Annotated in this window: 24 protein-coding genes and 1 other annotated feature; of the genes, 1 reads left to right on the top strand and 23 read right to left on the bottom strand. The window is 37.1% G+C overall.

All coding sequences use genetic code 11. From position 1 onward, the window contains the following. Positions 1 to 92: 92 nt before the first annotated feature. The 12 genes from ileS to BQ9859_RS05455 all read right to left on the bottom strand — a co-directional run bounded on the left by ileS (position 93) and on the right by BQ9859_RS05455 (position 10,329). Positions 93 to 2,813, bottom strand: a complete 2,721-nt coding sequence (ileS, locus tag BQ9859_RS05510; protein WP_075877244.1) for an isoleucine--tRNA ligase — start codon at positions 2,811 to 2,813, stop codon at positions 93 to 95. Positions 2,814 to 2,847: 34 nt separating this feature from the next. Then, positions 2,848 to 3,057 (bottom strand) — a binding site (T-box leader). Further along, positions 3,045 to 3,509: a DivIVA domain-containing protein gene (locus tag BQ9859_RS05505; RefSeq protein ID WP_075877243.1), complete on the bottom strand. Its 465-nt coding sequence runs from the start codon at positions 3,507 to 3,509 to the stop codon at positions 3,045 to 3,047. It overlaps the preceding feature by 13 nt. A gap of 15 nt (positions 3,510 to 3,524) precedes the next feature. Further along, entirely contained in the window at positions 3,525 to 4,280 is a 756-nt protein-coding gene (locus tag BQ9859_RS05500) for a YlmH family RNA-binding protein (RefSeq protein WP_083662697.1), read from the bottom strand. 2 nt (positions 4,281 to 4,282) lie between these two features. After that, positions 4,283 to 4,696 (bottom strand): cell division protein SepF, encoded by a 414-nt coding sequence (locus tag BQ9859_RS05495; RefSeq protein ID WP_075877242.1) that lies wholly within the window; start codon positions 4,694 to 4,696, stop codon positions 4,283 to 4,285. Between the two features lie 90 nt (positions 4,697 to 4,786). Next, positions 4,787 to 5,026: a PRC-barrel domain-containing protein gene (locus BQ9859_RS05490; protein ID WP_075877241.1), complete on the bottom strand. Its 240-nt coding sequence runs from the start codon at positions 5,024 to 5,026 to the stop codon at positions 4,787 to 4,789. 40 nt (positions 5,027 to 5,066) lie between these two features. Beyond that, complete coding sequence (locus BQ9859_RS05485) at positions 5,067 to 5,846, bottom strand: SigB/SigF/SigG family RNA polymerase sigma factor (protein WP_075877240.1); 780 nt, start codon at positions 5,844 to 5,846, stop codon at positions 5,067 to 5,069. Positions 5,847 to 5,974: 128 nt separating this feature from the next. Continuing rightward, positions 5,975 to 6,670, bottom strand: a complete 696-nt coding sequence (sigK, locus tag BQ9859_RS05480) for an RNA polymerase sporulation sigma factor SigK (protein WP_075877239.1) — start codon at positions 6,668 to 6,670, stop codon at positions 5,975 to 5,977. A 4-nt stretch (positions 6,671 to 6,674) separates the two neighbouring features. Further along, positions 6,675 to 7,403 carry a sigma-E processing peptidase SpoIIGA gene (locus BQ9859_RS05475; protein WP_075877238.1) on the bottom strand — a complete coding sequence of 243 codons (729 nt, stop codon included), beginning with the start codon at positions 7,401 to 7,403 and terminating at the stop codon, positions 6,675 to 6,677. Between the two features lie 93 nt (positions 7,404 to 7,496). Further along, positions 7,497 to 7,691, bottom strand: coding sequence for a hypothetical protein (locus BQ9859_RS05470; protein ID WP_143404379.1), 195 nt, complete (start codon positions 7,689 to 7,691; stop codon positions 7,497 to 7,499). Positions 7,692 to 7,792: 101 nt separating this feature from the next. Continuing rightward, on the bottom strand, positions 7,793 to 8,329 hold the full coding sequence (gene hpf, locus BQ9859_RS05465) for a ribosome hibernation-promoting factor, HPF/YfiA family (protein ID WP_075877236.1): 537 nt from the start codon (positions 8,327 to 8,329) through the stop codon (positions 7,793 to 7,795). Between the two features lie 106 nt (positions 8,330 to 8,435). Then, positions 8,436 to 9,347, bottom strand: a complete 912-nt coding sequence (locus BQ9859_RS05460) for a dipeptidase (RefSeq protein WP_075877235.1) — start codon at positions 9,345 to 9,347, stop codon at positions 8,436 to 8,438. Next, positions 9,334 to 10,329 carry a zinc dependent phospholipase C family protein gene (locus BQ9859_RS05455; protein ID WP_075877234.1) on the bottom strand — a complete coding sequence of 332 codons (996 nt, stop codon included), beginning with the start codon at positions 10,327 to 10,329 and terminating at the stop codon, positions 9,334 to 9,336. Before BQ9859_RS05455 ends, BQ9859_RS05460 begins: the two co-directional genes overlap by 14 nt. Positions 10,330 to 10,859: 530 nt before the next feature. Between BQ9859_RS05455 and BQ9859_RS05450 the strand changes: the two genes are divergently transcribed. Further along, on the top strand, positions 10,860 to 12,527 hold the full coding sequence (locus BQ9859_RS05450) for a peptidoglycan-binding domain-containing protein (RefSeq protein WP_075877233.1): 1,668 nt from the start codon (positions 10,860 to 10,862) through the stop codon (positions 12,525 to 12,527). Positions 12,528 to 12,743: 216 nt separating this feature from the next. Here BQ9859_RS05450 and BQ9859_RS05445 read toward each other — a convergent pair whose 3' ends face one another. From BQ9859_RS05445 to rdgB, 11 genes are all read right to left on the bottom strand, one after another. Then, on the bottom strand, positions 12,744 to 14,216 hold the full coding sequence (locus tag BQ9859_RS05445; RefSeq protein WP_075877232.1) for a DUF2779 domain-containing protein: 1,473 nt from the start codon (positions 14,214 to 14,216) through the stop codon (positions 12,744 to 12,746). 42 nt (positions 14,217 to 14,258) lie between these two features. After that, a complete protein-coding gene (locus tag BQ9859_RS05440) occupies positions 14,259 to 15,206 on the bottom strand; it encodes a helix-turn-helix transcriptional regulator (RefSeq protein ID WP_075877231.1) in 948 nt (315 codons plus the stop codon). A 23-nt stretch (positions 15,207 to 15,229) separates the two neighbouring features. Then, on the bottom strand, positions 15,230 to 15,571 hold the full coding sequence (locus BQ9859_RS05435; RefSeq protein WP_075877229.1) for an ankyrin repeat domain-containing protein: 342 nt from the start codon (positions 15,569 to 15,571) through the stop codon (positions 15,230 to 15,232). Between the two features lie 125 nt (positions 15,572 to 15,696). After that, a complete protein-coding gene (locus tag BQ9859_RS05430; protein WP_075877228.1) occupies positions 15,697 to 16,182 on the bottom strand; it encodes a YtxH domain-containing protein in 486 nt (161 codons plus the stop codon). A gap of 78 nt (positions 16,183 to 16,260) precedes the next feature. Further along, a complete protein-coding gene (locus tag BQ9859_RS05425; RefSeq protein WP_075877225.1) occupies positions 16,261 to 16,578 on the bottom strand; it encodes a single-stranded DNA-binding protein in 318 nt (105 codons plus the stop codon). Positions 16,579 to 16,765: 187 nt separating this feature from the next. Then, entirely contained in the window at positions 16,766 to 18,043 is a 1,278-nt protein-coding gene (gene yfmH, locus BQ9859_RS05420; RefSeq protein WP_075877223.1) for an EF-P 5-aminopentanol modification-associated protein YfmH, read from the bottom strand. Next, entirely contained in the window at positions 18,024 to 19,280 is a 1,257-nt protein-coding gene (gene yfmF / locus BQ9859_RS05415) for an EF-P 5-aminopentanol modification-associated protein YfmF (RefSeq protein ID WP_075877222.1), read from the bottom strand. Before yfmF ends, yfmH begins: the two co-directional genes overlap by 20 nt. Positions 19,281 to 19,414: 134 nt before the next feature. Further along, on the bottom strand, positions 19,415 to 20,560 hold the full coding sequence (locus tag BQ9859_RS05410) for an NlpC/P60 family protein (protein WP_075877220.1): 1,146 nt from the start codon (positions 20,558 to 20,560) through the stop codon (positions 19,415 to 19,417). A 182-nt stretch (positions 20,561 to 20,742) separates the two neighbouring features. Beyond that, the gene (locus BQ9859_RS05405) at positions 20,743 to 21,348 is read right to left on the bottom strand and encodes a hypothetical protein (protein WP_075877219.1); all 606 of its coding nucleotides are present in this window, start codon (positions 21,346 to 21,348) and stop codon (positions 20,743 to 20,745) included. Next, the gene (locus tag BQ9859_RS05400) at positions 21,341 to 21,853 is read right to left on the bottom strand and encodes a tRNA (cytidine(34)-2'-O)-methyltransferase (protein WP_075877218.1); all 513 of its coding nucleotides are present in this window, start codon (positions 21,851 to 21,853) and stop codon (positions 21,341 to 21,343) included. The genes BQ9859_RS05405 and BQ9859_RS05400 overlap by 8 nt, the downstream gene beginning before the upstream one ends. Continuing rightward, positions 21,850 to 22,437 carry an RdgB/HAM1 family non-canonical purine NTP pyrophosphatase gene (gene rdgB / locus BQ9859_RS05395; protein ID WP_075877216.1) on the bottom strand — a complete coding sequence of 196 codons (588 nt, stop codon included), beginning with the start codon at positions 22,435 to 22,437 and terminating at the stop codon, positions 21,850 to 21,852. Before rdgB ends, BQ9859_RS05400 begins: the two co-directional genes overlap by 4 nt. Positions 22,438 to 22,514: the final 77 nt, after the last annotated feature.

Raw genomic sequence — 22,514 nt, 5'->3', positions numbered from 1 at the left:
TGGAATCCAAATAGGATTCCATTTTTTCTATGTTTGCAGACAAAAAAAGATCCCCTTTCCAAAATCATCATAAAGGGGATCTATAAAAATGATTATTTACCTAATACCATACGACAACGTTCACACAAGCCGTCTTCAGCAGTAGAGTTTGTGATATTCCAACAGCGAGGACATACGACTCCATCACATTTTTCAACTTTGATTTGTGAAACTTCATAAGCCGGTAAAGTTTCTTCACTGAAAGTAACTTTTGAAACGATCAACCATTGCTGGAATGTATTCGGGAACACTTCATCGATCAACATACGATCATCAGCAGAAACATGAATCTGAACATGCGCTTCCAAAGATTTACCGATTACTTTTTCATTTCGTGCATTTTCCAGTGCTTTCAACACATCGCTGCGAATCATTAACAAACGTTCCATTTTTGCTTTCACATCATCTGCAGCAAAAGTAAATGTTACTTCTGCAAAGCTTCCCAAATGAATGCTGTCTTCTTCCAGATGGAGATAATCGTTGATTTCTTCGCAGGTGTGGCATAAAATCGGAGCCCACAAACGTACTAACACATTTAATGCGGTATAAAGTACCGTTTGTACTTGTCGACGGCGTAAACTATCCATCTTTTCGATATATAGGATATCTTTCGTGTAGTCCAGATAATATGCTGAGAAATCATTTGTCATTAAATTAGTAAGAGCCGTCACTCCGTCAGAAAAACGATATTCTGCATAAGCTTTGCGAACTTTTGTGTTTACATCTGCTAATAAAGCAATCATGTATTGATCGCTTAAAGGCAAGGAATCCAGATTTTGCAAATTTTCTTTTGCAAAATCTCCTACATTTGCTAATAAGAAACGGAATGTATTTCTGACTTTACGATAAGTATCTGAACATTGTTTGATGATATTATCGCCAATGCGGCAGTCTGCCTGATAATCAATGCTTGTTGCCCACAAGCGCAAGATATCAGCACCATATTTGTTTGTAACCTCTTTTGGTGAAACGCTGTTTCCTCGTGATTTGCTCATCTTTTCGCCATTTTCATCCATGACAAATCCATGGCTCAGCACTTGACGATATGGTGCTTTTCCATGAACAGCTGTTCCAACGATCAATGAAGAGTTAAACCAACCGCGATATTGATCGCTACCTTCAAAATATAAGTCGGCAGGATACCCTTCCCCACGTGCAATCATGGCTCCTGTATGAGAAGAACCTGAATCAAACCAGACATCCATCGTATCCATTTCTTTGCGGAAAATATTATTTGGTGAACCAGGATGCGTATATCCTTCTGGCAATAAATCTTTTGCATCACGTTCAAACCATACATTTGAACCATATTGTGCAAATAGATCAGCAACATGATCAAATACAGCCTTATCCATGATTGGAGTATCATCCTCTGCATAGAAAATAGGAATTGGAACACCCCAGGCTCTTTGGCGTGAAATACACCAGTCGCTGCGATCTGCAATCATATTATGCATACGTTGTTTTCCCCAAGAAGGGATCCAGCTTACTGCATTAATTTCATCTAATAATTTTTCACGAATCTTGTCAATGGAAGCAAACCATTGTGTGGTTGCACGGAAAATGATTGGTTTCTTCGTACGCCAGTCATGAGGATAAGCATGTGTAATCCATTCCAGTTTTAATAAACAGCCAAGCTCATCCAACTTCATCGTTACTGTTTTATTGGCATCATCTACATATTGTCCGGCAAGCCATTCACCACAATCTTCCATCATGCAGCCATGTTCATCTACGTTGCAATATGCGTCGATACCATATTTTTGACAAACATAAAAGTCATCTGCACCAAAACCAGGAGCAGTATGTACACATCCAGTACCGGCATCTGCAGTAACATGGTCGCCAAGAATGATCAATGACTCACGATCATACAACGGATGTTGACAAGTGATGAATTCTAACTGAGAACCTTTATATGTCTGCAAAATCTGCTTTTCCTGGAATCCAAATTTCTCCCATAAGGAATCTACCATTTCTTCTAATACGATATATTTTCCTTTTTCGCTCTGTACCAAAGCATAGGTAAAATCCTTATTTAAACAGATGGCCAAGTTGGCAGGAATCGTCCATGGAGTTGTTGTCCAGATAATAAAACTTGTATCATGATCCAAAATGCCTTTCCCATCTTTTACACGGAATGCAACATAAATGGTCGGACTTTTGATATCATGATATTCAATTTCTGCTTCAGCCAATGCAGATTCAGATGACGGCGACCAATAGACTGGCTTTAATCCTTTATAAATCAAGCCATCCATTGCCATTTTTCCAAAAATACGAATCTGATCAGCTTCAAATTCCTTTTTTAATGTGATGTATGGATTATCATAATCCCCGATGCATCCTAAAGATAAAAATCCTTTTTTCTGTGTTGCAACTTGCTGTAATGCATAATCATGACACAGTTTACGAAAATCTGCCAACGGCATTTTCTTGCGATCATGCCCTAATTTTGTAATTGCTGTCTCAATTGGCAAGCCATGTGTATCCCAGCCAGGAATAAATGGTGCATAATAGCCATCCATATAATGGGAACGTACGATCACATCTTTGATGATCTTATTTAACGCATGCCCAATATGAATATCACCATTTGCATAAGGAGGTCCATCATGCAAAACAAATGGTTTTGCTCCTTTGCGATTCTCTAGCATTTTTTCGTACAATTTACCTTCCTTCCAGCGTTTTTGAAAGTTTGGCTCTTTGCTTGGTAGTTTGCCACGCATTTCAAATGCAGTTTTTGGCATCAGTAACGTGTCTTTATAATCCATACCTTTTTCCTCCTTTAATAAAAAAACGTCCTATTCTAAGGACGTTTTCACGCGGTACCACCTTAATTCATGTATGCTTTCATACATGCACTCAACCTACTAACGCGAGGGACACGTATTTTCTTACTTTTTTTTCAGAAAATCAGCTCCAAAGTGATTTCCGTTCATTTTTGTCACAGATTTCCACCATCCATCTGCTCTCTATAGACGCCATCAACGGACATGTCTTTTTCAACGCTTTTTCTCATTTAACAGTTCCACTTCAGGAAATGCAATCTCTTCAAATTCATCAAGAAGATCTGCAATTCTCTGTGTCTGTCTTTTCATTGTTCCCTTTGCATCTTGCGTTTCCTGCGCCAAATGCGTAATGTCGGCAAGCATCTCACGCGCATTCAATAAAGCTTCGCCAATGATGACATCCGCATTTTGCTTTGCTGTCGAGACAATCGTATTTGCTTCCTTCATCGCAATCGCAACCATTTGCGACGCTGCATCTTCTTTTTGACGCAAATTTTGAAACGCAGGGCTATAGACACTTTCCAAATAACGAATCTGCTCCTCTAATTGTTTACAGCGAAGCTGGTATGCTTCATTAATTCGCTGCAAATTGTCAATGCGCATGTCCAGCTCTTCCATCGCAAGATCGACCTGATAACGGTTATAACCATCTTTCATACGATCAAATTTCTGTGCCATGCCTTCACCTCCAATTTAACAAAAGACACGCACTTCAATTACGAAGCGGTTCTTCTTGGTCATATGCTTAACTTCGATAAATTGAAAGCGACCATACCCACGAATGGAAACAGTACTATTATTATGACATAAAGCACTGCTTGTTTCAAGTGGAAGATCATTTACTTTTACCAATCCAGAAGAAATCAAAGAAACAGCCTTTGATCGGGAAAGATGGCAAATTCCCGACACAATCGCATCCATACGCAGTGATGAAACATTATACTGGTGTAATTCGTATGCCTGTTCATATTGGACAATACCATTATAGGGAACAAATGATAATGTTGTATGTTTGATTTTCGTGATTTGTCCAATTAAAAATGTGCTTATTGACTCCATTACCGCGATGTAGACTGCATCATCTTGAATCAAGATATCACCAATCTTTTCACGCTCGATACCTTGATTTAGAAATGCACCTAATACATCGCGATGTGTTAAATTTTCAAATCGTGAGCGATACTTTGCTTTTAATAAAACAATAGGAAATTCTACATCCATTTCTTCATATGGCAAAAGTGCATAACAACAACGCTGTGCGTCAACAAACCCTCCATTGCATTTATAAGGATGTTCTTTTCCACATAAAGAAGTCAAGACATTTCCTTCACCAACGGATAAAAAAGGGGTGAAGATTACCCGGTTTTGACGTTGTGACATCTGTATCTGATCCATCAAACGCGTTGCCAGCTCTTGAGCCCCTTTAAAATGTTCAATATACTCTTTCAAGACTATTCATCTCCGCCATCCACATTGATGACGCCTTGTACTCCAATACCCTCTGGCGAGCATAAAATGACATTTGTGCCAATTTTCTGGATCTTGCCATCCAATGCAAAAACAACACCAGTCAAGAAATCGATTGTTCTTTGTGCAAATTCACGGTCTAATTTATGTAAATTAACAACTACTGCACGCCCTTCTTTCAAACGTTTACCAACCTCATCCGCTTCTGAAAAAGAACGCGGTTCAAATAATACCATCTTTGTATTTGCACTCATCGTATTTACATTCATATTTTTTGATTTTGCACGCTCATAACGAGAACGCGGCGCTTCATCCATCTCTTCTTCTACTTCTAAAATATCTTCACCGTCTTCATCGATCGGTGCAACAAACTCTTTGATTTTATCAACAACACCCATAATTGTACCTCCGATTATACGGTTATTATAACATCAAAGCCCTTAAATAAAAAGTGGAAGATATATAAAATGCATACATCTCCCCACTTTTTAGCATGATTTTATCAAAATGACATCCTTGCCGATTCGAACGATTTCCTCTATGTGGATCATTTGTTCTTCATTCGTGAATAACCATGGAAAAATACGACGAATTCCTGTTAATTGCAAACTCACATATAAGATTCGGATTCGGTACGTTTCGTCAAACTCTACATCATGCACTTGTCCTAACAATTCCCCGTTACCCACATTAATGACATCTTTATTAGCCAATTCACTAAAACGCATAGGATCACCTACCCTATTCTATGCAGAATTTTTCTCCAATTCACCTTTCCATTTCTTTTTTTAATGCGTTGATCGCATTTTTTTCCAATCGGGACACTTGTGCTTGAGATATTCCTAATTCTTGGGCAATCTCCATTTGTGTCATATCATCATAGAATCGTTTATGTAAAATATCATGTTCGCGTTCATTTAAGATATGCATGCTTTTTTCTAAAGATATCAGATCCCGTTCTCTGCGAATCATATCATGTTCATCCTTTATTTGGTCCAGCAAATATAGTTCATCTCCTTCATTACTATAGATTGGTTCAAAGATCGATAATACACTTTGACAAGAATCCAAGGCATCCATGATATCTTTTTCCTTTACACCGCACTGTTGTGCAAGATAGGCAATAGAAGGTTCTTTGCGATATTCTTGGATAAATTGCTCTTTTATGCGAAAAATTTGATAAGAGAGATCTTTTAAATGTCGAGAGACCCGAATCACTTGATTGTCACGCAGGTATCTGCGAATCTCTCCCATGATCATGGGGACCGCATAAGTAGAAAAACGCACTTCATGTGATAGATCGAAATGATCGATTGCTTTGACTAAACCGATACATCCAACTTGGAATAAATCATCCATGTTTTCACAACGTGCGGAAAAACGTTGAACGATCGATAATACTAATTTTAAATTACCGCATATCAATTTGTCTTTTGCTTCCCTATCTCCGTTTTGAAAATGCAGAAACAATTCCTCCATTTCCTCGTTATTCAATACTTTTAAATTTTCAGTGGGCATTCCACTAATCACAACTTTATAACGACTCACGTTCTCACTCCCTTGGCCTGTACTAGCAGTCTGCCCTTCTTTACTTTTTTCTATTCTCGAAGGAGAAAGTGAACGTCTGTAAGTAATTGGAAATCAAAAAGTCTTGACAAAAAAAAGCGCATTGCGCTTTAACTGTCTGCCTTCAGCTGCATTTTCAGTTTATGCAAAATACGCTTTTCTAAACGAGAGATATAGGATTGAGAAATACCTAATCGTTGTGCAATATCTTTTTGCGTCAACTCTTCATGATTGATCCCATAACGCATTTCTACAATCAGTCTTTCTCTCTCTTTCAATCCCCTCATCGCTTTTAACAATTCCCTTTTGTCTTCATTCTTTTCAAATTCTCGAATAACAGTATCATCCTCTGTCCCCAACACATCGCTTAGTAATAATTCATTACCGTCATAATCAATATTTAACGGTTCATCAAAACTCACCTCTAACCGATGTTTGCTTTTCTTCCGTAAATACATTAAGATTTCATTTTCTATACAACGAGATGCATACGTGACCAGTTTTATATTTTTATCTCTTCGAAATGTATTTACTGCTTTGATCAATCCGATTGAACCAATACTAATCAGATCTTCCATAAACACAGGGTTTGTTTCATACCTTTTTGCAATATAAACAACCAAACGAAGATTATGCTCAATCAAACGGTTTCTTGCTTCTTCATCTCCGTTTTCCCAAGCAATCAATGCTTCTTCTTCCGCTTGTTTATTTAAAGGTTGCGGCAACGTATCATGCCCTTGCATATAGAATACATATTTCTCATCCTTTTCAAATAAAAGCTGTCTTATCCAAGTAATTATTTTCATCCATTCACCTCATTGTCAGTAATTTTAAATTCAATAATAACTGATAACCCCCATGTATACGCAATCCCTGTACGAATACGACATATGTTTTCATCCTCGTTCCGCCATCCAAAGAACAATAAATCAGTTGTGCTTCCATCTCACGTTTTCCATAAATGCTTCCTATTTCAATACTGGATACCTTTCCTTGAATTTCTTCACGATAAGCGGCATCTAAAAAAATAACTGGTATTCCCTTGCATGTCACTAAATTACCACTGTCCATATAGCCATACATATGCAAAGTTTTGACTCCATATAAATTACAGCCATACCGAAATTTCTGTTTCATCAATGTCAAAGCATGTGTTAAAAAATAAAAGAAAAGAAAACCATACACGATCCAACTTAAATAAATTGGAGTATGTATCCAAGGGAAGAATGCCCCTAAATGAAAACTTCCTTCAAAAAAAAGAAAACAAGTAGCATGACATAAAAAACGAAACAATATAGAAATTATATATAATAGTTTCTGGCGATAAAATACATATAAATAAGCAATTCCTTCAATACAAAACAACCCGATCCAGGCATTATCAAAAAAACTGATGGAACTATAAAAGGAAGTGATCATACAATACCATACGATGCGTTTTCCTCTTAATGGACGTTGAATAAAAAATAAAGCAAGCCAAACACTGATCAGATTCGTCAACCAGTTGTGTATCCATGCAACTTCTACATAGCTCTCCAACCCATCTCCTCCCTGCCATGTAGTATAGAACGTAGTTATCACAGAACCTGTCGCTTCTTGCTTTCAATGAAAAATATGATTCTGACTTAATATTTATTCCATTTTTTTGCTAAATTCAGGTTGTAATGATGCCATTAGTCCCTTTTCTTTTAAATGATCTCGAATCAAGACTGCTAATTCATAGGAGCAATGGATTCTTTCATGCACTTCCAAACTAACGTTATAACGTTTACTAAACCGATCATAAAAGTTGATCCATCCTTGATTTACCATAATACTGTACTTCACGATTTCACCCCTTTCCATAGGATACATGCATTATAAAGACAATTCCCACACAAATCATGCGGCAATATAAAAAAAGCCGACATCTGTCGGCTTCCCTTCTGTTATTCTGTTTCAATTAATCCATAACCGCCATCATGACGTTTATAGACAACCGCAATTTCTCTTGTTTCGTCATCACGGTAAATAAAGAAACTATGTCCCAGCATTTCCATTCGCATGATTGCTTCATCTAGATCCATCAGATCCGGATCAATCGTTTTGGTGCGGACAACTTCGTCTTCATTCTCATCATATTCGTCACCTAATAATTCATGATCAACAAACGCTTCTGCCAATTTTGTTTTATTTTTACGCATCAAACGTGTTTTTTGACGACGAATCTGATCTTCTAATTTATCGATTGCTAAATCAATTGCTGCATAGAGATCATCATGTACGACCTCTGCACGGAGCACAGCATATTTTGTTGGAATAGTTACCTCAATTTTTTGCTTATTTGGATATACGCGAACGACAACATTTGCTGTATCCTCTTCACCAATAATAAAATACTTGTTTAATACATTCAATTTTTTTTCGATTTTTTCGGCGATGGCCGGAGTAACGGTAATATTCTTACCATAAATTTGGACTTTCATAAAATCCCTCCTTGTTTCTAATTCTATTATACCCTTGCATTACATAAAATACAGACTAGGATTTTTATGAAAAATATGATAGAATACCTTTGTAAGGGTTTTCACTTTAGAATGAAAGAATTCGGGCAGCATTTTCAAATGCTGTTTTTTTATATAAAGCATGTTCTTGTAACCACAAAGACAAATTTTTTGCTTGTTCTGGATTTTCTAATCCTTTTACATCATCTAAAACTCCATCATAATACTGCATGAAGTCAAATCCGAAACCTACATGATCAAATCCTGCATTGGAACACATCCATTCCAGATGTCTTATCAAATGTGCAAAGTTTTGATTGGAACGTATCGGATGCACGAAAGGTGCCGCTGCAACAATGCCAATCAGCCCATTTCTTTGTGCTATTGCTTCAATTTGCCGTTGTGTTAGATTTCTTGGATTCGGACATAAGGCGGCTGCATTTGAATGAGAGGCGATCAAACAGCCTGTAGTATGTGCATAGATATCCCAAAAAGTCTCTTCATTCGCATGTGAAACATCGATCCGCATGCCAATTTGTTCCATATGTTGAACAGCGCGTATCCCCAGCTCCGTGAGGCCTCCCTTCCCTCCTTTTACTCCGCATGCCAGTGCATTTTTCTCATTCCAGCACAACGAACCCAAACGTACCCCTTTTTCATATAACCAGTCCAGTCGGTCTTCTACATGATCGTGTATGCCGCACATTCCTTCTATTGATAATATTGCATAAATTTGATCATCCTCCAGATGAATGTCTTTTGCATTCGTAACCAGGGTTACTTGTGGACAGACCGCAATTTCTTCAACTAGCAATTCGACCATTTCCATCATCTGTTCCCAGTTTTGATGGCCATCAAAATAAGAGGCCATGCAGACGGCTTTAATATCTCCTTTTTTCCATTGATCCGTATAAAAGGAAGACAGGATATTCTTACATCCTGCCTTTTTTCGTTTCCATACAGCGTAGCCGATATCGGCATGCAGATCAAACAATTTCATTTGCATCCTCCTCAAAGATGATATCGAAACAACGCATTTCATGTCCCTCATTCATCCCTGTATCATATGCACGATCCTTTAAAATGTCACATAATGCAGTCACATCTTTTCCTTCTATGATACAATCATACGCAACTTGAATGACTTGTAAAGCAACTTGGACTGCTTCATCAAACAAATCATAAAATGAAGCGTTGCTAGATACAGAAGGATCACATGGATGCAGCCAAAAACGTTTTTTTAGATTCATCACATCATAATGTGTGTCTACTGCCGGCGGAACGATATTTCCTGAAATCTTCCACTTTTTATGCAATAGACTTTCAATTGCAGAAAGGGTTTTATACCGACGTCCACTTGGATCATACAGCATTTTTTGCACATCTTTCCAAGAGTCCAGTGTTTCTCTAAGATCATGCACCTTGATTTCTGTTCCGTATACCTGCTTTGCACAAGGTACATAAATACGCGCAATTGCCTTTAACATATCTTCATCAAAAGTACAGATTTCATAACTATGCCAATCTTGGATATCCATCCCGCGCTTGTCTTTTAAAACAATAGCATCGATCATCGATTCCATTCGATGATGATAGCTCGCACTTTTCCCTTTACAGTTTCCAGTACGATAAAAAACATAAGGATGCGCAACCATGTCCAATGCCCAATGGCATAAATGCCCGAATAAATACGCCATCATGTCTTTTCGAACATCTGTCACAGTTTGTCTCGTAATGCAGTTAACCGCCTCGCTGTAAAAAGCGTTGATTTTCTGTGCATGCATTTTTGAACCTAAATGATTCAAAGTATGTGATTTATATGCTTCCCAAGGTTTTGCATGAGAAAAAAACAAAAAATCAGGTCCATTGGCTCCTATCTCATACAAATGCTGGTTTCGATTGATTACAGCAGCAATTTCCGTATTTTTTTCTTGTGACAGCACTTCTTGTGCAAAGATCACATGTGTGATAATGTTGGGCATACAACGCCCTCCTTTCTTCACTTTAACTCATTATAACACAATTAAAGTGAAGTCACTGCAGATTTCACATTTCATAAATTTTATTTGTATCATAGGCCAGTCTCCTTTATGTGCAATTTTCTTCTTCATAACATAAGACAGGAGGTGAGACTATCGCAACCGGTTATTTACAAATAGAAACATCGATTGCAGATGAAGCATTTGCTATCGAAAATGCACTGATTCGCATCTATAAAAGAAATCAATCTGAAATTGTATATGAAAACTTTTATGTAACAAATGCGGAAGGAAAAACACCCAATATCCCCTTATATGCACCAGATATTGAATTATCATTAGAAGAGGAAAATGATACACGCCCTTATGAGACATATACCGTAGAATTCCGTAAATCTGGCTATGAAACACAGGAAATACAAAACATTCAAATTTTTGCGGACGAAACTTGCTATCTTCCTGTCCATCCTGCACCTTCTAGAAGACAAGTATTTACAGGACGAACAGTCGATACGATTCCTGATCATCATTTATTGACAAATTATGGCGGAAACAATCAAGGACAGACGCCGGCAATTCTAAATAGGATCAAAGGCGAAATCGTTATTCCGACCTATATCACTGTCCACCTGGGAAAGCCACAAAATACTGCCGAAAATGTAACCGTTCCATTTCTTTATTATCTTAAAAATGTAGCTAGTTCTGAAATATATCCAACTTGGCCTTATGAGGCATTAAAAGCAAATATATGGGCACAGACATCTTTAGCCTTGAATCGTATTTATACAGAATGGTATCCAAGTCAAGGATATGATTTCGATATTACCAATTCAACCGCATATGATCAAGCCTTTGTAAAAGATCGTAATATCTTTGATTCTGTTGCTGAAATTGTCAATGAAGTATTTAATCAATATATTCAAAAAGCCAATTATGAAGAACCTTATTATGCAGAATATTGCGATGGAAAAAATGCAAGCTGTCCCGGTCTAAAACAATGGGGTACACTTTCATTAGCCAATCAAGGTTATACAGCAATTGAGATTCTTCGTTATTATTATGGCGATAACATACAAATTCGTGAAAGCAATAATATCCAAGATGTACAAGCTTCCTATCCAGGTATCTTACGCATCGGTTCAAAAGGACAAGAAGTAATGGAAATGCAAGAATTTTTAAATGCAATTGCAATCAACTATCCTGCAATTCCAGTAATTTTTCCAGTTAATGGTATTTTTGATGAAAAAACCGAAGCCGCAGTCCTTGCGTTTCAACGCCAATTTAACCTAAATGTAGATGGAATCGTAGGTAAAGCTACATGGTATAAAATCAGTTATATATATGCTGCCGTTCGTAAACTGGCTGAACTATCCTCAATCGGTCGTATTGAAGATTTATATAGTGGACAATATCCTGGCACTGTATTAAAAGAAGGCGACCGTGGTGTAGAAGTTCAGTTATTGCAGTATTACCTTTCTTGTATCTCTGTCTTCTATCCGCAGATTCCAAACGTTGCTATTGATGGACGATTTGGACCGAATTTAACAAAAGTGGTCGAAAATTTTCAAAGTAGTTTTGGTTTGATCGTAGATGGCATTGTCGGTCGATCCACCTGGACACGCATTTATGACCTTTACGAAACATTAGCCGATCAAATAGTTCCAGATGAAACAATTCCTGAATACCCGGGATATCTTTTACAACAAGGATCGTCAAACAATGATGTTCTCCTAATACAAACTGCATTAAATAACATCTCTACATTATACCCAAGTATCCCGATGGTAGTTGAAGATGGCATTTACGGCACAGCGACCGCGAATGCAATTCGTATCTTCCAACGATTATTTGGTCTAAATGTAGATGGAATTGTCGGACAACAGACATGGAATAAGCTATTTGAGATAAATTTCTTGATCAATGAAGGAGAAATAGATAGTGAAGAGATGCCGCCATACCCAGGAACTGTATTAAAACTTGGATCCAGAGGAAATGCTGTCTTACTGATTCAAGAACGGCTGAAATCGATTTCTATTTATTATCCAAACATCCCTAATATTGCAGCTGATGGCATCTTTGGACCAGCAACACAAAAAGCGGTTCTGGCATTTCAAAAGATGATGGGAATTAATGAAGATGGCATTGTTGGTCAACAAACATGGGAATTAATCAACACTGTCTATAGTGAACTATTTTATTAATCTATAAAATACAATCACCTACAGATAAAGCGATCCCTAAATTTTGGTCCATCAAACACAGGGGTCGCTTTTTCAAATATAACCTCTAAACAAAAATGTATCATTATAATAAATTTAAAACAAACGAACAAATATTGTTATAAACAATTACAACCTCACTTTAACAAGATGTTAATAAAATTATTGTTCTAAGTTACTTAAAAAATTGCTCAATAATTATATCTTTCTTTTTAATAAATCAATCAGTCCATGCAATAAAATATATTCCGCATACGTATCCATCCCACAATAAGTAAACAAACGTTCTTTGATACGCTTTCGTTCTTCATGATCTGCCCGTTTCATCTCACGATATTCTTTTACTGCATCCATTCCAAATGATATTGGCAATTCTTGATAAGATAATGATGAGAATATAGGCAGTAACGTTTTTAGGGAATACATACCATGCATCTTCATATGATGCACGATTCCCGCCGAGAAAATCAGCGAAAGATCCATCATACGGTCACATACAGATTGCAACTCGGAAGCATAAGCTGGAAACTGACCAGCCAATTGCTGTAACCGAAGTTTCTCGGCACCTTCCATATTATAAACCAGGATGATACCTTCTTTTGGTAAATCAACCAAGAGTTGTTTGATAAAAGATAAGCGACAATCTTCCTCTCCCAAAAATTCACGGTGGATCAAAGGAGCATTTTTTGAAGTTTCAATATGCATGCTGTATTGAAAACATAATACATCAAACGGATGCATGCCTTCATATGGAGGTAGTGCATATGTATCCCATTCAAAATCCAAATACGTGATCGGATAAGAAATGGCATCCTCTAACCATGTCTGTAATGCGAAGTAATCAATAAAAAAGCCCTGATTATTTGCTGCCAATATTTGTGCAAATTGAAATCGAAAACCTTCTAACCTGTTTATATCCACATCCTGCATGTGGGTAATTCCTTCCTCATACATCTCTAATTTATGGGCAGATTGTTGTAAATACAGAATCGAATCATCTGGCAGCTGTTGCGGAAAACAAGTATCAAAATAGCGACATTTTCCTCCTCTGGTACAGCTAGTGCTCCTTTTGCTAACTGGACAATTTGGATTTTCTATACAAGCGTTTATTTCTTTGCTTATTGTCTGCAGATCCCGCATAAGAGGATCACAAAGTTCACGTATCGTATGGCGTTGTTTATTCTTCTGATTAAATAGATACTCACTGATCAGCAATAGTGATCGTACATCGAGCATATCTTTTCTTTTATATTTTGCATTCAGACAAATGATATACACGCCATCTACAGGAATCTGCAATGCCTTTAAGATACTCAAAGCATCTGCAATCTGTTGTGCTTCGCTTTCATGTGGATAACAACTCCGATAACCAAAATATACATGAAAACCATTTCCCCCTCGTCTCATCAATGTGATCCGTACTCGAATCCCCTGTGCTTCAAAACGAACGTTCACTAAATCATCATACTGCTGAATTGCCTTTAATCCACATTCTGCAGGATCACCCGCTTTCCCTTCATAATAATGATGTAAGTCAAAATAACGAACGGCTAATTCACTCATCGAAACGCTGGGATGCACAAAAGGAAAAAAAGGGATCGGTTCATGGCGTGCTCTCCATAATAAAGTCTGACATCGTTCATATTTTCGAATATCACTTAAATGTATCACTCAAATCACCCATTTCGCTATACATTATAACATAGATCATTTTTAGGATGTATAAAGAGATAACATTTGCTCGCACTCTTCTCTCAGCCGCTCGCGAATATTGCCTGGTTCCAGCAATTCCCCGGCTTTTCCCAGTTTCAGCATCAATTCCATCAGAGAATAGCTGCTTTCCATCCATGCTTCCACAAATAAAGTTTGATCATCTTTCCATATGATCTTACTGGAAACACCAATCGGTCGTTCTGCTAAGGTCCTTGCTTTCACCCCTTTGACAACGAAACGTGCAAAGATGAACTGACCTTTGATCAAACCATTCTCCCCTATGTATTTTTCCAAAGCAAAATGCGAATCTCTTTTGAATGTTTGTGATTGAATGGTAAATTGAAACATTCGCTGATCACTGAAGCGAAATATGCGAAAATCATGTGCTTTTAAAGAATAAGCTAAACAATAACAAGCTCCTTGATAATATAATATTTCATATGGCTGAATCAAAATGGTGTAAGGGTGGGCATCACTGAGCGGCCGATATGTAATTTGTGCACATAACCTGTTTTGAATTGCCCGCATGCAACGATCCACATATTCTTTTTCTTCTTTACTCATATTGGGCTGTTGTGAAAAAACGTAAGTACCTTGTATTTTCCTATTTCCATGCTCATTAGCCAATATTTTTTCCACTGCACTTGAAAACGATTTATAATGTACGAAATCAGAATGGGAGCGCAAATAATCGTCTGCTTCTCGCAAAGCTCCTTCTTCTTTCTCCTTCAGTGCCAATGAAGGTAACAAGACATCGCCGATCAGTTCATATCCTCCATATCGACCTCTAGTCTGCTTGATCACATAGCCCGCTGTTTCCAGTTCTTTACGAAATTCAGATATATTTCGCGGATTTGTCTCTAATGCTTCTGCAAGCTCATTGATCTTCATACGGCCTCTTGTTTTTAATAACTGCAACATTCTGATACAAAGCGCACTACGATTCATTTTCTGCACTTCCCCCTCTATATTTATGCATGATAAGCAATAAAGCGACTTGGATACAGTCCAAAACCGGGTTTTGGATCATGCAATACAGGAATGGCACCACGATATGCCAGCGGCGGAATCATTTCTCCTATTCCGCGATCTAAGGCAAACCCAAGCGCTTCATCTACTTGACAAGCACCTGCATCGATCAATATATTCACAATCTCAGCATTACGTGTAAATACTGCATGTAGAAGGATTGGATAACCATTAAATATCCAACTTGGATCTGCCCCATACGTAATCAATTCTTTTACTCTTTGTGCATCTTCATCCCATACTGCACTTAATAATTCTTTTGCTAATTTTTTTTCTGTTATCATGTAGACACATCCTTTCTCATTACGTCTACACTATAACATTATTTCTTACATTATTTATGTCGTATTAAAGTTTATCACAATTTCACATTGCAGTATACAATAAAGAAAAGAGATTTCTCTTTTCCTTATTGTGCATGATCATACTGTTGTATTTGATCTATTAAACTGCTTGCATCCGTCTTTGGATCATACAGTAATAAATAGTCCTCATAAAGTGCCCCTTTGTATTGCATTTTTTGGCCGTTTCTCTCTACATTTACGATACTGTCTTCTTGCAACTGTTGCGTAAGACGTTTCATATCTGCATCATCTAAATTAATGCGATAAAGATATACCGTTTCTCCATTATATTGAAAACTTCTTCCATCATAAGCCGCAAACGGGATATCTGTAATAGCTTCTTCCTGTCCAATTGATTCATTGCCATTACTCAGATACTGCATCATATCTTCTAATGTCTTTTTTCCTTCATCAACAGCATCTTCAGTTTTATTTTTTACCTTTTCTGCAGTATCTTCTACCTTCTTCTCTGTTTCTTCACTACTATTAGAACATGCCCCCAACAATAATGAAGTAGCTAATATTGCACATACCATGCTCCATCGTTTCATCTATATACCTCCTGTCATCTCTAGTATGGGATTTTTCTCATAATTTATACATCAAAATAAAAGAGAGGTTTTCACCTCTCAGCAATCTTTCTTTATAAAAGATACCTTTTCTGCAATGATCTCATAATTTCGATAGGTTACACCATCTCGCTGATAGATACGGCTTGTAAGTCTGCCTTTTATTGCAACCACATCATTAATTGCACATATATCACAAGTTGTCTGTGCAATCCCTTTCCATAAGGTAATCGCTATTTCATCCTGTTCATAAACACCTTCACTATTTGCGAAAGGACGATCTACTTTTATGACCATGGTTGCACAACGATATCCATTTGTTGTTTCACGAATATAAGGCAATTCAACTACTTTTCCAACTAAAACTATGACATTCATCTGTTATTCCTCCCTCCGGTATGAGTGCAAGCTCATTACTATCACCCCCCTGATCTGTCTGAATCTTATCATTTTACACCCCTTTCCATCAAATCATGTATTTGATAATAATTGCCTCTATTTTTATAAATATAGAAAAAAACTGCCCTTATTAGGCAGTTTTTGATGTATTTTGTGAAAATAGCTTCTATTCTTTTGGATTAACAATCACAATGCTGCGATTGCTGAGATCTAAAGAAAAGCAAGTATCTACGATATCTTTTGATGTGATCGTATGGAGGAGATCCATGCTCGCAAAATAATCATATCCAGCAAAACTGCTGCGAATATAACCGATAGCAATATCATCAAAACTGTTCAATGATCTTATTGCCTGTCCGTAGTAACGATGTTTTAATTGCAATAATTCTTTTTCGTCTAATGGATCCTGCGCCATTTGCAGACAGATAGCGGAGATGATTTCTTCAAATTGTTTGGTCTTTGTTGTTTCTGTATAAAATAACATTACTCCATAATCATCGCCAAAATCAATATCTGCACCAACATAGTCAGAGATGATTCCTTCATCCAGCCATTTCTGATATTGTGGATTTAAGGAAGAAAAATAATAATCTTGTGCCATGCGGACACACCATTCTTGACGTAGCCGATCCATGATATTCTCACAAGGAGTCAATTTATAGGCAACCGCAATCTTAGGTACTGTAATGTCCATTGTAAAATCAAATGTTTCTCGAACTACCTGTATCGGCTCTAATTGTGCCTTGCGATGAATTTGAAATAAAGGAGCAAATTGTTTCTGCTGTTGATTTGAGCGTATGACCTCCATAATCTTATTTGGGTCTTCACCGCTCACCCCAACTAACATCATCGTGCTTGGATGATAATTTCTAGAATAACAATCTTCTAATTGTTTCTTTGTAGTAGAACGAACGCTATGTTCATCTCCGCCTATATCATATTTCAATGGATGTGTATGATACAACGATTTATATGTTTCCATCAGTAATCTGGCATCACTCATCTGTTGATACATGTTTAATTCTGAAACGATGATTCCCTTTTCTTTTTCTACAGATTCTTCGCTGATATCCAGATTCTGCACAAAATCCAATAATAAGTTTAAAGGTTTTTCGATATCCCCTGTCGTAGAAAAATAATAAGCAGTTTCATTATAGGAAGTAAATGCATTGACATTCGCGCCCAAAGCAGAAAAATCATTCATTATATCTTGGTCTTGTTTTTCAAACATCTTATGTTCCAAAAAGTGAGCAATTCCAGCAGGATATTCATATACATTGCCCTGTGAATCTTCTTGACACAGATCCATTGCCCCCAAAGGAGTCGCCATCATAAATAATGATCTGACATAGCCCGGTTTATGCCATAAAACAACACGCAATCCATTATCCAAAGTCTCTGTATAGTAAGTTTCTTGATATTTCTTATTCGTGATCTGTTTCATCTTCTGCCTCCTTGCCCGTAACGATGTAAGTTGCTTTGTGCTCTAAATGACAAGCAGCCCAGACAACATCCTCTCGACTTACACGTTCAACAAGAGAAATAATCGTATCACTGGTGTAATTACGTTGCAGCAAGTCATTTTGATATTGCAAAGCAGCCATACTGTTCATATTATCATCTCCAGCACGTAAAGAATTGATAACCATCGTTTTGCTTACTGCAAGCAGTTCATCGTCAAAATCTCCATCCTGCAAAGATTTGATCTGTTCTGCTATTAATTCCAATACTTGAGCGATATCTTTTTTATTTGTACCTGTCATGATTCCTAAAGCCCCGTCAAAAGAAATCAGACTGGAGAAAACGGAATAACACAAACTATGCTTTTCACGAATATTTTGAAACAGCAAGCTTGTTGAATACTGTCCTAACATAGCATTCATGACACGAAGAGCATAATAACGGTCATGTTTTACATCAATATGCGTAAAATAGACATCCATAATGGAAGATTGCGGAATATCCCTTTCTTCTCTTACTTCATTAAAAGGAATGTTTGTGTCGATCGCATAATATGTTTTTGTATCCATGTTTCGCGTTTGCAATGGGAAATGACGCCAAATAAGTTCTTTCACATCCTCTTCTTGTAAATCACCACAACAAATGATGTCAATATTGCTGTTATTTAGCAGAAAGGCATGTGCTTGTTGAATATCTTGCAATGTTACTTTCTGTATGATACCTTCTTCACCTAATGCAGAGATGCCAAGCGCATGATCCTTTCCTGCTAGTTTTAGTCCTTTAGAGACAACATATTGGGAAGCATCATCTCGCATCCTTTTCAATTTTGCTAACAAGACCCTTTTTGCTTCATTTAAGCATTCTTCATTTAATAAAGGACGATAGACCATCTCTTTTAGAAATACGATTCCCTTTTCTAGATAATCTGGATCTTGTACAAAGTAGGGATGAATCATCCTTGTCCGTAGTTCCAAAACTTGTGATTGCCCATAACCAATGGTCTGTGCTCCTACTCCCATACCATATAATTCATCTAAATATCGACTCATGATCTGTTTGGTCGGATACTTTTCTAAACGATCGCTCATCATCAAAGCTAAAAGTGAATATATACTTGCACTCTCCTCGCGCAAAGGAATCAAAAAACGAATAAAAAAACCAATGTCTTTAAATTTTTTGCTTGCTAACAAATGAAATGAAACACCAGTACATAATTCCATAGCAAAATCCTCCTCAATATGCATATAGTATGTGTATACTCTACCACAAAATACAAAAAGTTCTCAATCGTAAATATCATAATATATCAACAAAATAAAAACACCCACATCAATATGATGTAGGTGCTTATATATTAACCGATATGAATGAATACAGGTGAAGAACCAGTATAAGCACTAGAAACAACTGTACTGTTTCCATACCATCCACCATGAACAGCTTGTCCATTTCCAATGTAGACAGCAATGTGTGCGGCTCCCAATCCACCATCTGCATAGTAAATTAAATCACCTGCCTGCGGACTGCTAGTTATCGTACCTAAAGACATGTAATCAGCTGGCCAGCCATGGAAATAAATACCGTTTGCTGCCAACGCATTTGTTACCAACATCGTACAATCTTGATTTACACCAACCTGTGCTAATGCAGCACTTGCTATACTGCTACTGCTGCCGCTGTAAGATACAGCAGAACTTGATGAATAGCTAGAAGCTGATGATTTTCTTCGCTGTGCTGCTTTTTCTTCAGCTGCTTTCTTTTCTTTGGCTTCCTGCTCCTGATCATATGTCTCTTTATCTGTTGCGACACCATCTTCATCGAAAATATATTCTACACCATCAATTTCTTTTGTTGTATCTTTTAAACGTTTACCATGACTGTCATGATAGTAGCGGTTATTATCTCCATCGTATTGCCATCCTGTATAAAGAACGCCATACTCATCTAAATAATATTTTTCATCGTCAACGGTAATTGTTCCTGTAGCCATCGTACCATCTTCATAGAAATAATGCTTACGATCGTTGATGGTCTTCCAGCCGGTTACTTTTTGGCCATCTTCATTTACATAAACATATACGTCATCTTTAATCTCGATGTATTGATTTGTGACAGGAAATCCATTTTCATCATATAGATAATCCTCATTCCATCCTGTCAGTAACTTGCCGTCTTTCTGGAAGTTATATTTTACATCATCAATTGTTTGTTTACCAGTCAGCATTTGACCGTCTCCATCAAAATAATATTTGAAACTGTCAATTTCCTGCCAGCCAAACACCATATTACCTTCACTATCAAAATAATAAGTGCCATCGTCTAAATGTAACCAACCTGTTGCTTGTTCTCTCGTTGATTCAAGAACATAATAACGATCAGCTCCTTCGCCATGCCATCCCGGCTGTGCTTCATAGGCATATACAGTAGAAATAACAGGCACACATGTCGCAAAACATAGTGCAATTGCTATTTTTTTACCGTTCTTCTCGATAAAGTTCATTTTGACTCACCTCAATTTATCAACGAACACACTATAACACAACTGCCTTTATCTTGCAAATTTGTAAGAAAGAAAATCCTATCTGCCTTTTTTTCACAAGCACTCAAAAGCCTATGATTAAAGGAATATTTAAAAAATATGTGAGTTTGTGTGATTTTTTTGAAAATTGTGTTTTTAAGCGCTTACACCCCTTTAAAATCCAGGTTTTGATCTTCATTATCCAAGATTTCAACAATGTGATAACGCATCGCAATTCGATATTGCCATAGAGTGCGAATCATATTACAGGTCACTATGCCAAGAAACAAAAGAAAACAGATACCACTGATCCCGCCTATCACTTTTATATTCCAAGCAACATCTTGTAATGAATGGGCAGACATCGCTTGAAGAAACAGAACGCTACATATACAGATGTAGCCCAGCATAACTGCTATCACAATCAAATATACTCGTTTATGTTTGCTGTAATAAAACAAAAACAAACAGACACCAAATAAGATCCATTCGCTTATTTTCAATGTTGACAGAGCAATATATAGATAGTGAAAGATAGTTCCTTGTGAAGAGGACATCATCTTTAACACCATTCGCGATATAAAAAATAAATTCATGCTTGCATCATCTAGCAATGAAAACAATGATGCATAATCATTTAATAACAAAAGTCTGAAAGCTGTATACAGCGCAACAAAACAGATCCATGTCCAATAACTCCAGCACAATAGTTTTATAAAAGCACAGCGTTTTCGTTTCGTGTCAAAAAAACTATCAATGTAATCATTCATGCAGGATCCAATCCTCGCCCTTGATCACTTCTGTTTTTGATAAACCCGGATAATCTAATTGTCTTAATACTTCATATACGCCAATAGCAACAGTATTGCTTAAATTTAAAGAGCGGGCACTAGCCACCATCGGCAGCCGCATGCAGCGACTCAGATGCTGCTTCAAAATGGATAATGGGATTCCTGTGCTCTCTTTTCCAAACACAAGGTAAATATCCCCTTTTACAGTTGTGAAATCAAAAGCGGACGGTGCTTTTTTTCCGTACCGTGTCATAAAATAACAGTTTTCATCACCATTTTTGTCAACAAATGCATTCCAATTCGGATAGAGCGTATAATCAAGATCTTTTACATAGTCCATTCCTGCACGCCGTAAATGATGTTCGTCTAAATAAAAACCAAGCGGCTCGATCAAATGCAGCTTACATCCGGCAGCCATACATGTGCGCATGATATTGCCTGTGTTCTGCGGAATTTCCGGCTCATATAAAACAACATGGATCATTTTTCTTCCTCCTTTAAAAATGCCAACAATTTCTCTAGAGCTTTGCCCCGATGCGATATCGCATTTTTCTGATCTTCGCTTACATTTGCCAAGGTAGTATGATATGGTGGATAATAAAAAATCGGATCATAACCAAATCCTTTTTCTCCAATCATTTCAGTTGCTATTTCTCCATGCACCTCTCCTATAAAAACATGTTCTTCACCATTTTCTTCTACATATCCGATAGCACAAACAAACTGTGCGCCTCTTTCTTTTCCTTTTACTTTATCGATAATATATTGATTTTTAATTTTATAGTCAGTATCCTTCCCTAAAAAACGTGCAGAATAAACTCCCGGAGCACCATCCAATGCATCTACCGCAAGTCCTGAATCATCAGAGATAACAGCCCTATGTAAACAAGCATGTACACTTCTTGCTTTGATCAGGGCATTCTCAGCAAAAGTTGTTCCGTTCTCTTCAATTTCAATCGGTTCCTCTATATCTAAAAGACTTTTTACTTGATAGCCTAACGGTGAAAGCATCCTTGAAAATTCTTCCACTTTATGGGCATTGCTTGTTGCAATCAATATTTCTTTCATTTTATCCACCCGCCTATCAGACATTCTAACAGATTTTAATTATATTTTCTATGTAAGAAAAGCAAGAAATACCTTAA

The organism is Merdibacter massiliensis (assembly GCF_900155395.1).
In the GTDB taxonomy this organism is placed as follows: Bacteria; Bacillota_I; Bacilli_A; order Erysipelotrichales; family Erysipelotrichaceae; genus Merdibacter; species Merdibacter massiliensis.
Note: the sequence above shows the minus strand (reverse complement) of the source record. Positions and strands in the feature narration are given on the sequence as shown.

Bases quoted from the DNA above. Each gene is read 5' to 3' on its own strand.
- BQ9859_RS05440 (WP_075877231.1), bottom strand. From the start codon at position 15,206: ATGAATCGTAGTGCGCTTTGTATCAGAATGTTGCAGTTATTAAAAACA.
- ileS (WP_075877244.1), bottom strand. From the start codon at position 2,813: ATGGATTATAAAGACACGTTACTGATGCCAAAAACTGCATTTGAAATG.
- sigK (WP_075877239.1), bottom strand. From the start codon at position 6,670: ATGAAAATAATTACTTGGATAAGACAGCTTTTATTTGAAAAGGATGAG.
- BQ9859_RS05425 (WP_075877225.1), bottom strand. From the start codon at position 16,578: ATGAATGTCATAGTTTTAGTTGGAAAAGTAGTTGAATTGCCTTATATT.
- BQ9859_RS05410 (WP_075877220.1), bottom strand. From the start codon at position 20,560: ATGAACTTTATCGAGAAGAACGGTAAAAAAATAGCAATTGCACTATGT.
- BQ9859_RS05495 (WP_075877242.1), bottom strand. From the start codon at position 4,696: ATGGGTGTTGTTGATAAAATCAAAGAGTTTGTTGCACCGATCGATGAA.
- BQ9859_RS05430 (WP_075877228.1), bottom strand. From the start codon at position 16,182: ATGAAACGATGGAGCATGGTATGTGCAATATTAGCTACTTCATTATTG.
- BQ9859_RS05435 (WP_075877229.1), bottom strand. From the start codon at position 15,571: ATGATAACAGAAAAAAAATTAGCAAAAGAATTATTAAGTGCAGTATGG.
- BQ9859_RS05400 (WP_075877218.1), bottom strand. From the start codon at position 21,853: ATGATCCATGTTGTTTTATATGAGCCGGAAATTCCGCAGAACACAGGC.
- hpf (WP_075877236.1), bottom strand. From the start codon at position 8,329: ATGAAAGTCCAAATTTATGGTAAGAATATTACCGTTACTCCGGCCATC.
- BQ9859_RS05490 (WP_075877241.1), bottom strand. From the start codon at position 5,026: ATGCGTTTTAGTGAATTGGCTAATAAAGATGTCATTAATGTGGGTAAC.
- BQ9859_RS05460 (WP_075877235.1), bottom strand. From the start codon at position 9,347: ATGAAATTGTTTGATCTGCATGCCGATATCGGCTACGCTGTATGGAAA.
- yfmF (WP_075877222.1), bottom strand. From the start codon at position 19,280: ATGGAATTATGTACTGGTGTTTCATTTCATTTGTTAGCAAGCAAAAAA.
- BQ9859_RS05455 (WP_075877234.1), bottom strand. From the start codon at position 10,329: ATGCCCAACATTATCACACATGTGATCTTTGCACAAGAAGTGCTGTCA.
- BQ9859_RS05505 (WP_075877243.1), bottom strand. From the start codon at position 3,509: ATGGCACAGAAATTTGATCGTATGAAAGATGGTTATAACCGTTATCAG.
- BQ9859_RS05405 (WP_075877219.1), bottom strand. From the start codon at position 21,348: ATGAATGATTACATTGATAGTTTTTTTGACACGAAACGAAAACGCTGT.
- rdgB (WP_075877216.1), bottom strand. From the start codon at position 22,437: ATGAAAGAAATATTGATTGCAACAAGCAATGCCCATAAAGTGGAAGAA.
- yfmH (WP_075877223.1), bottom strand. From the start codon at position 18,043: ATGAAACAGATCACGAATAAGAAATATCAAGAAACTTACTATACAGAG.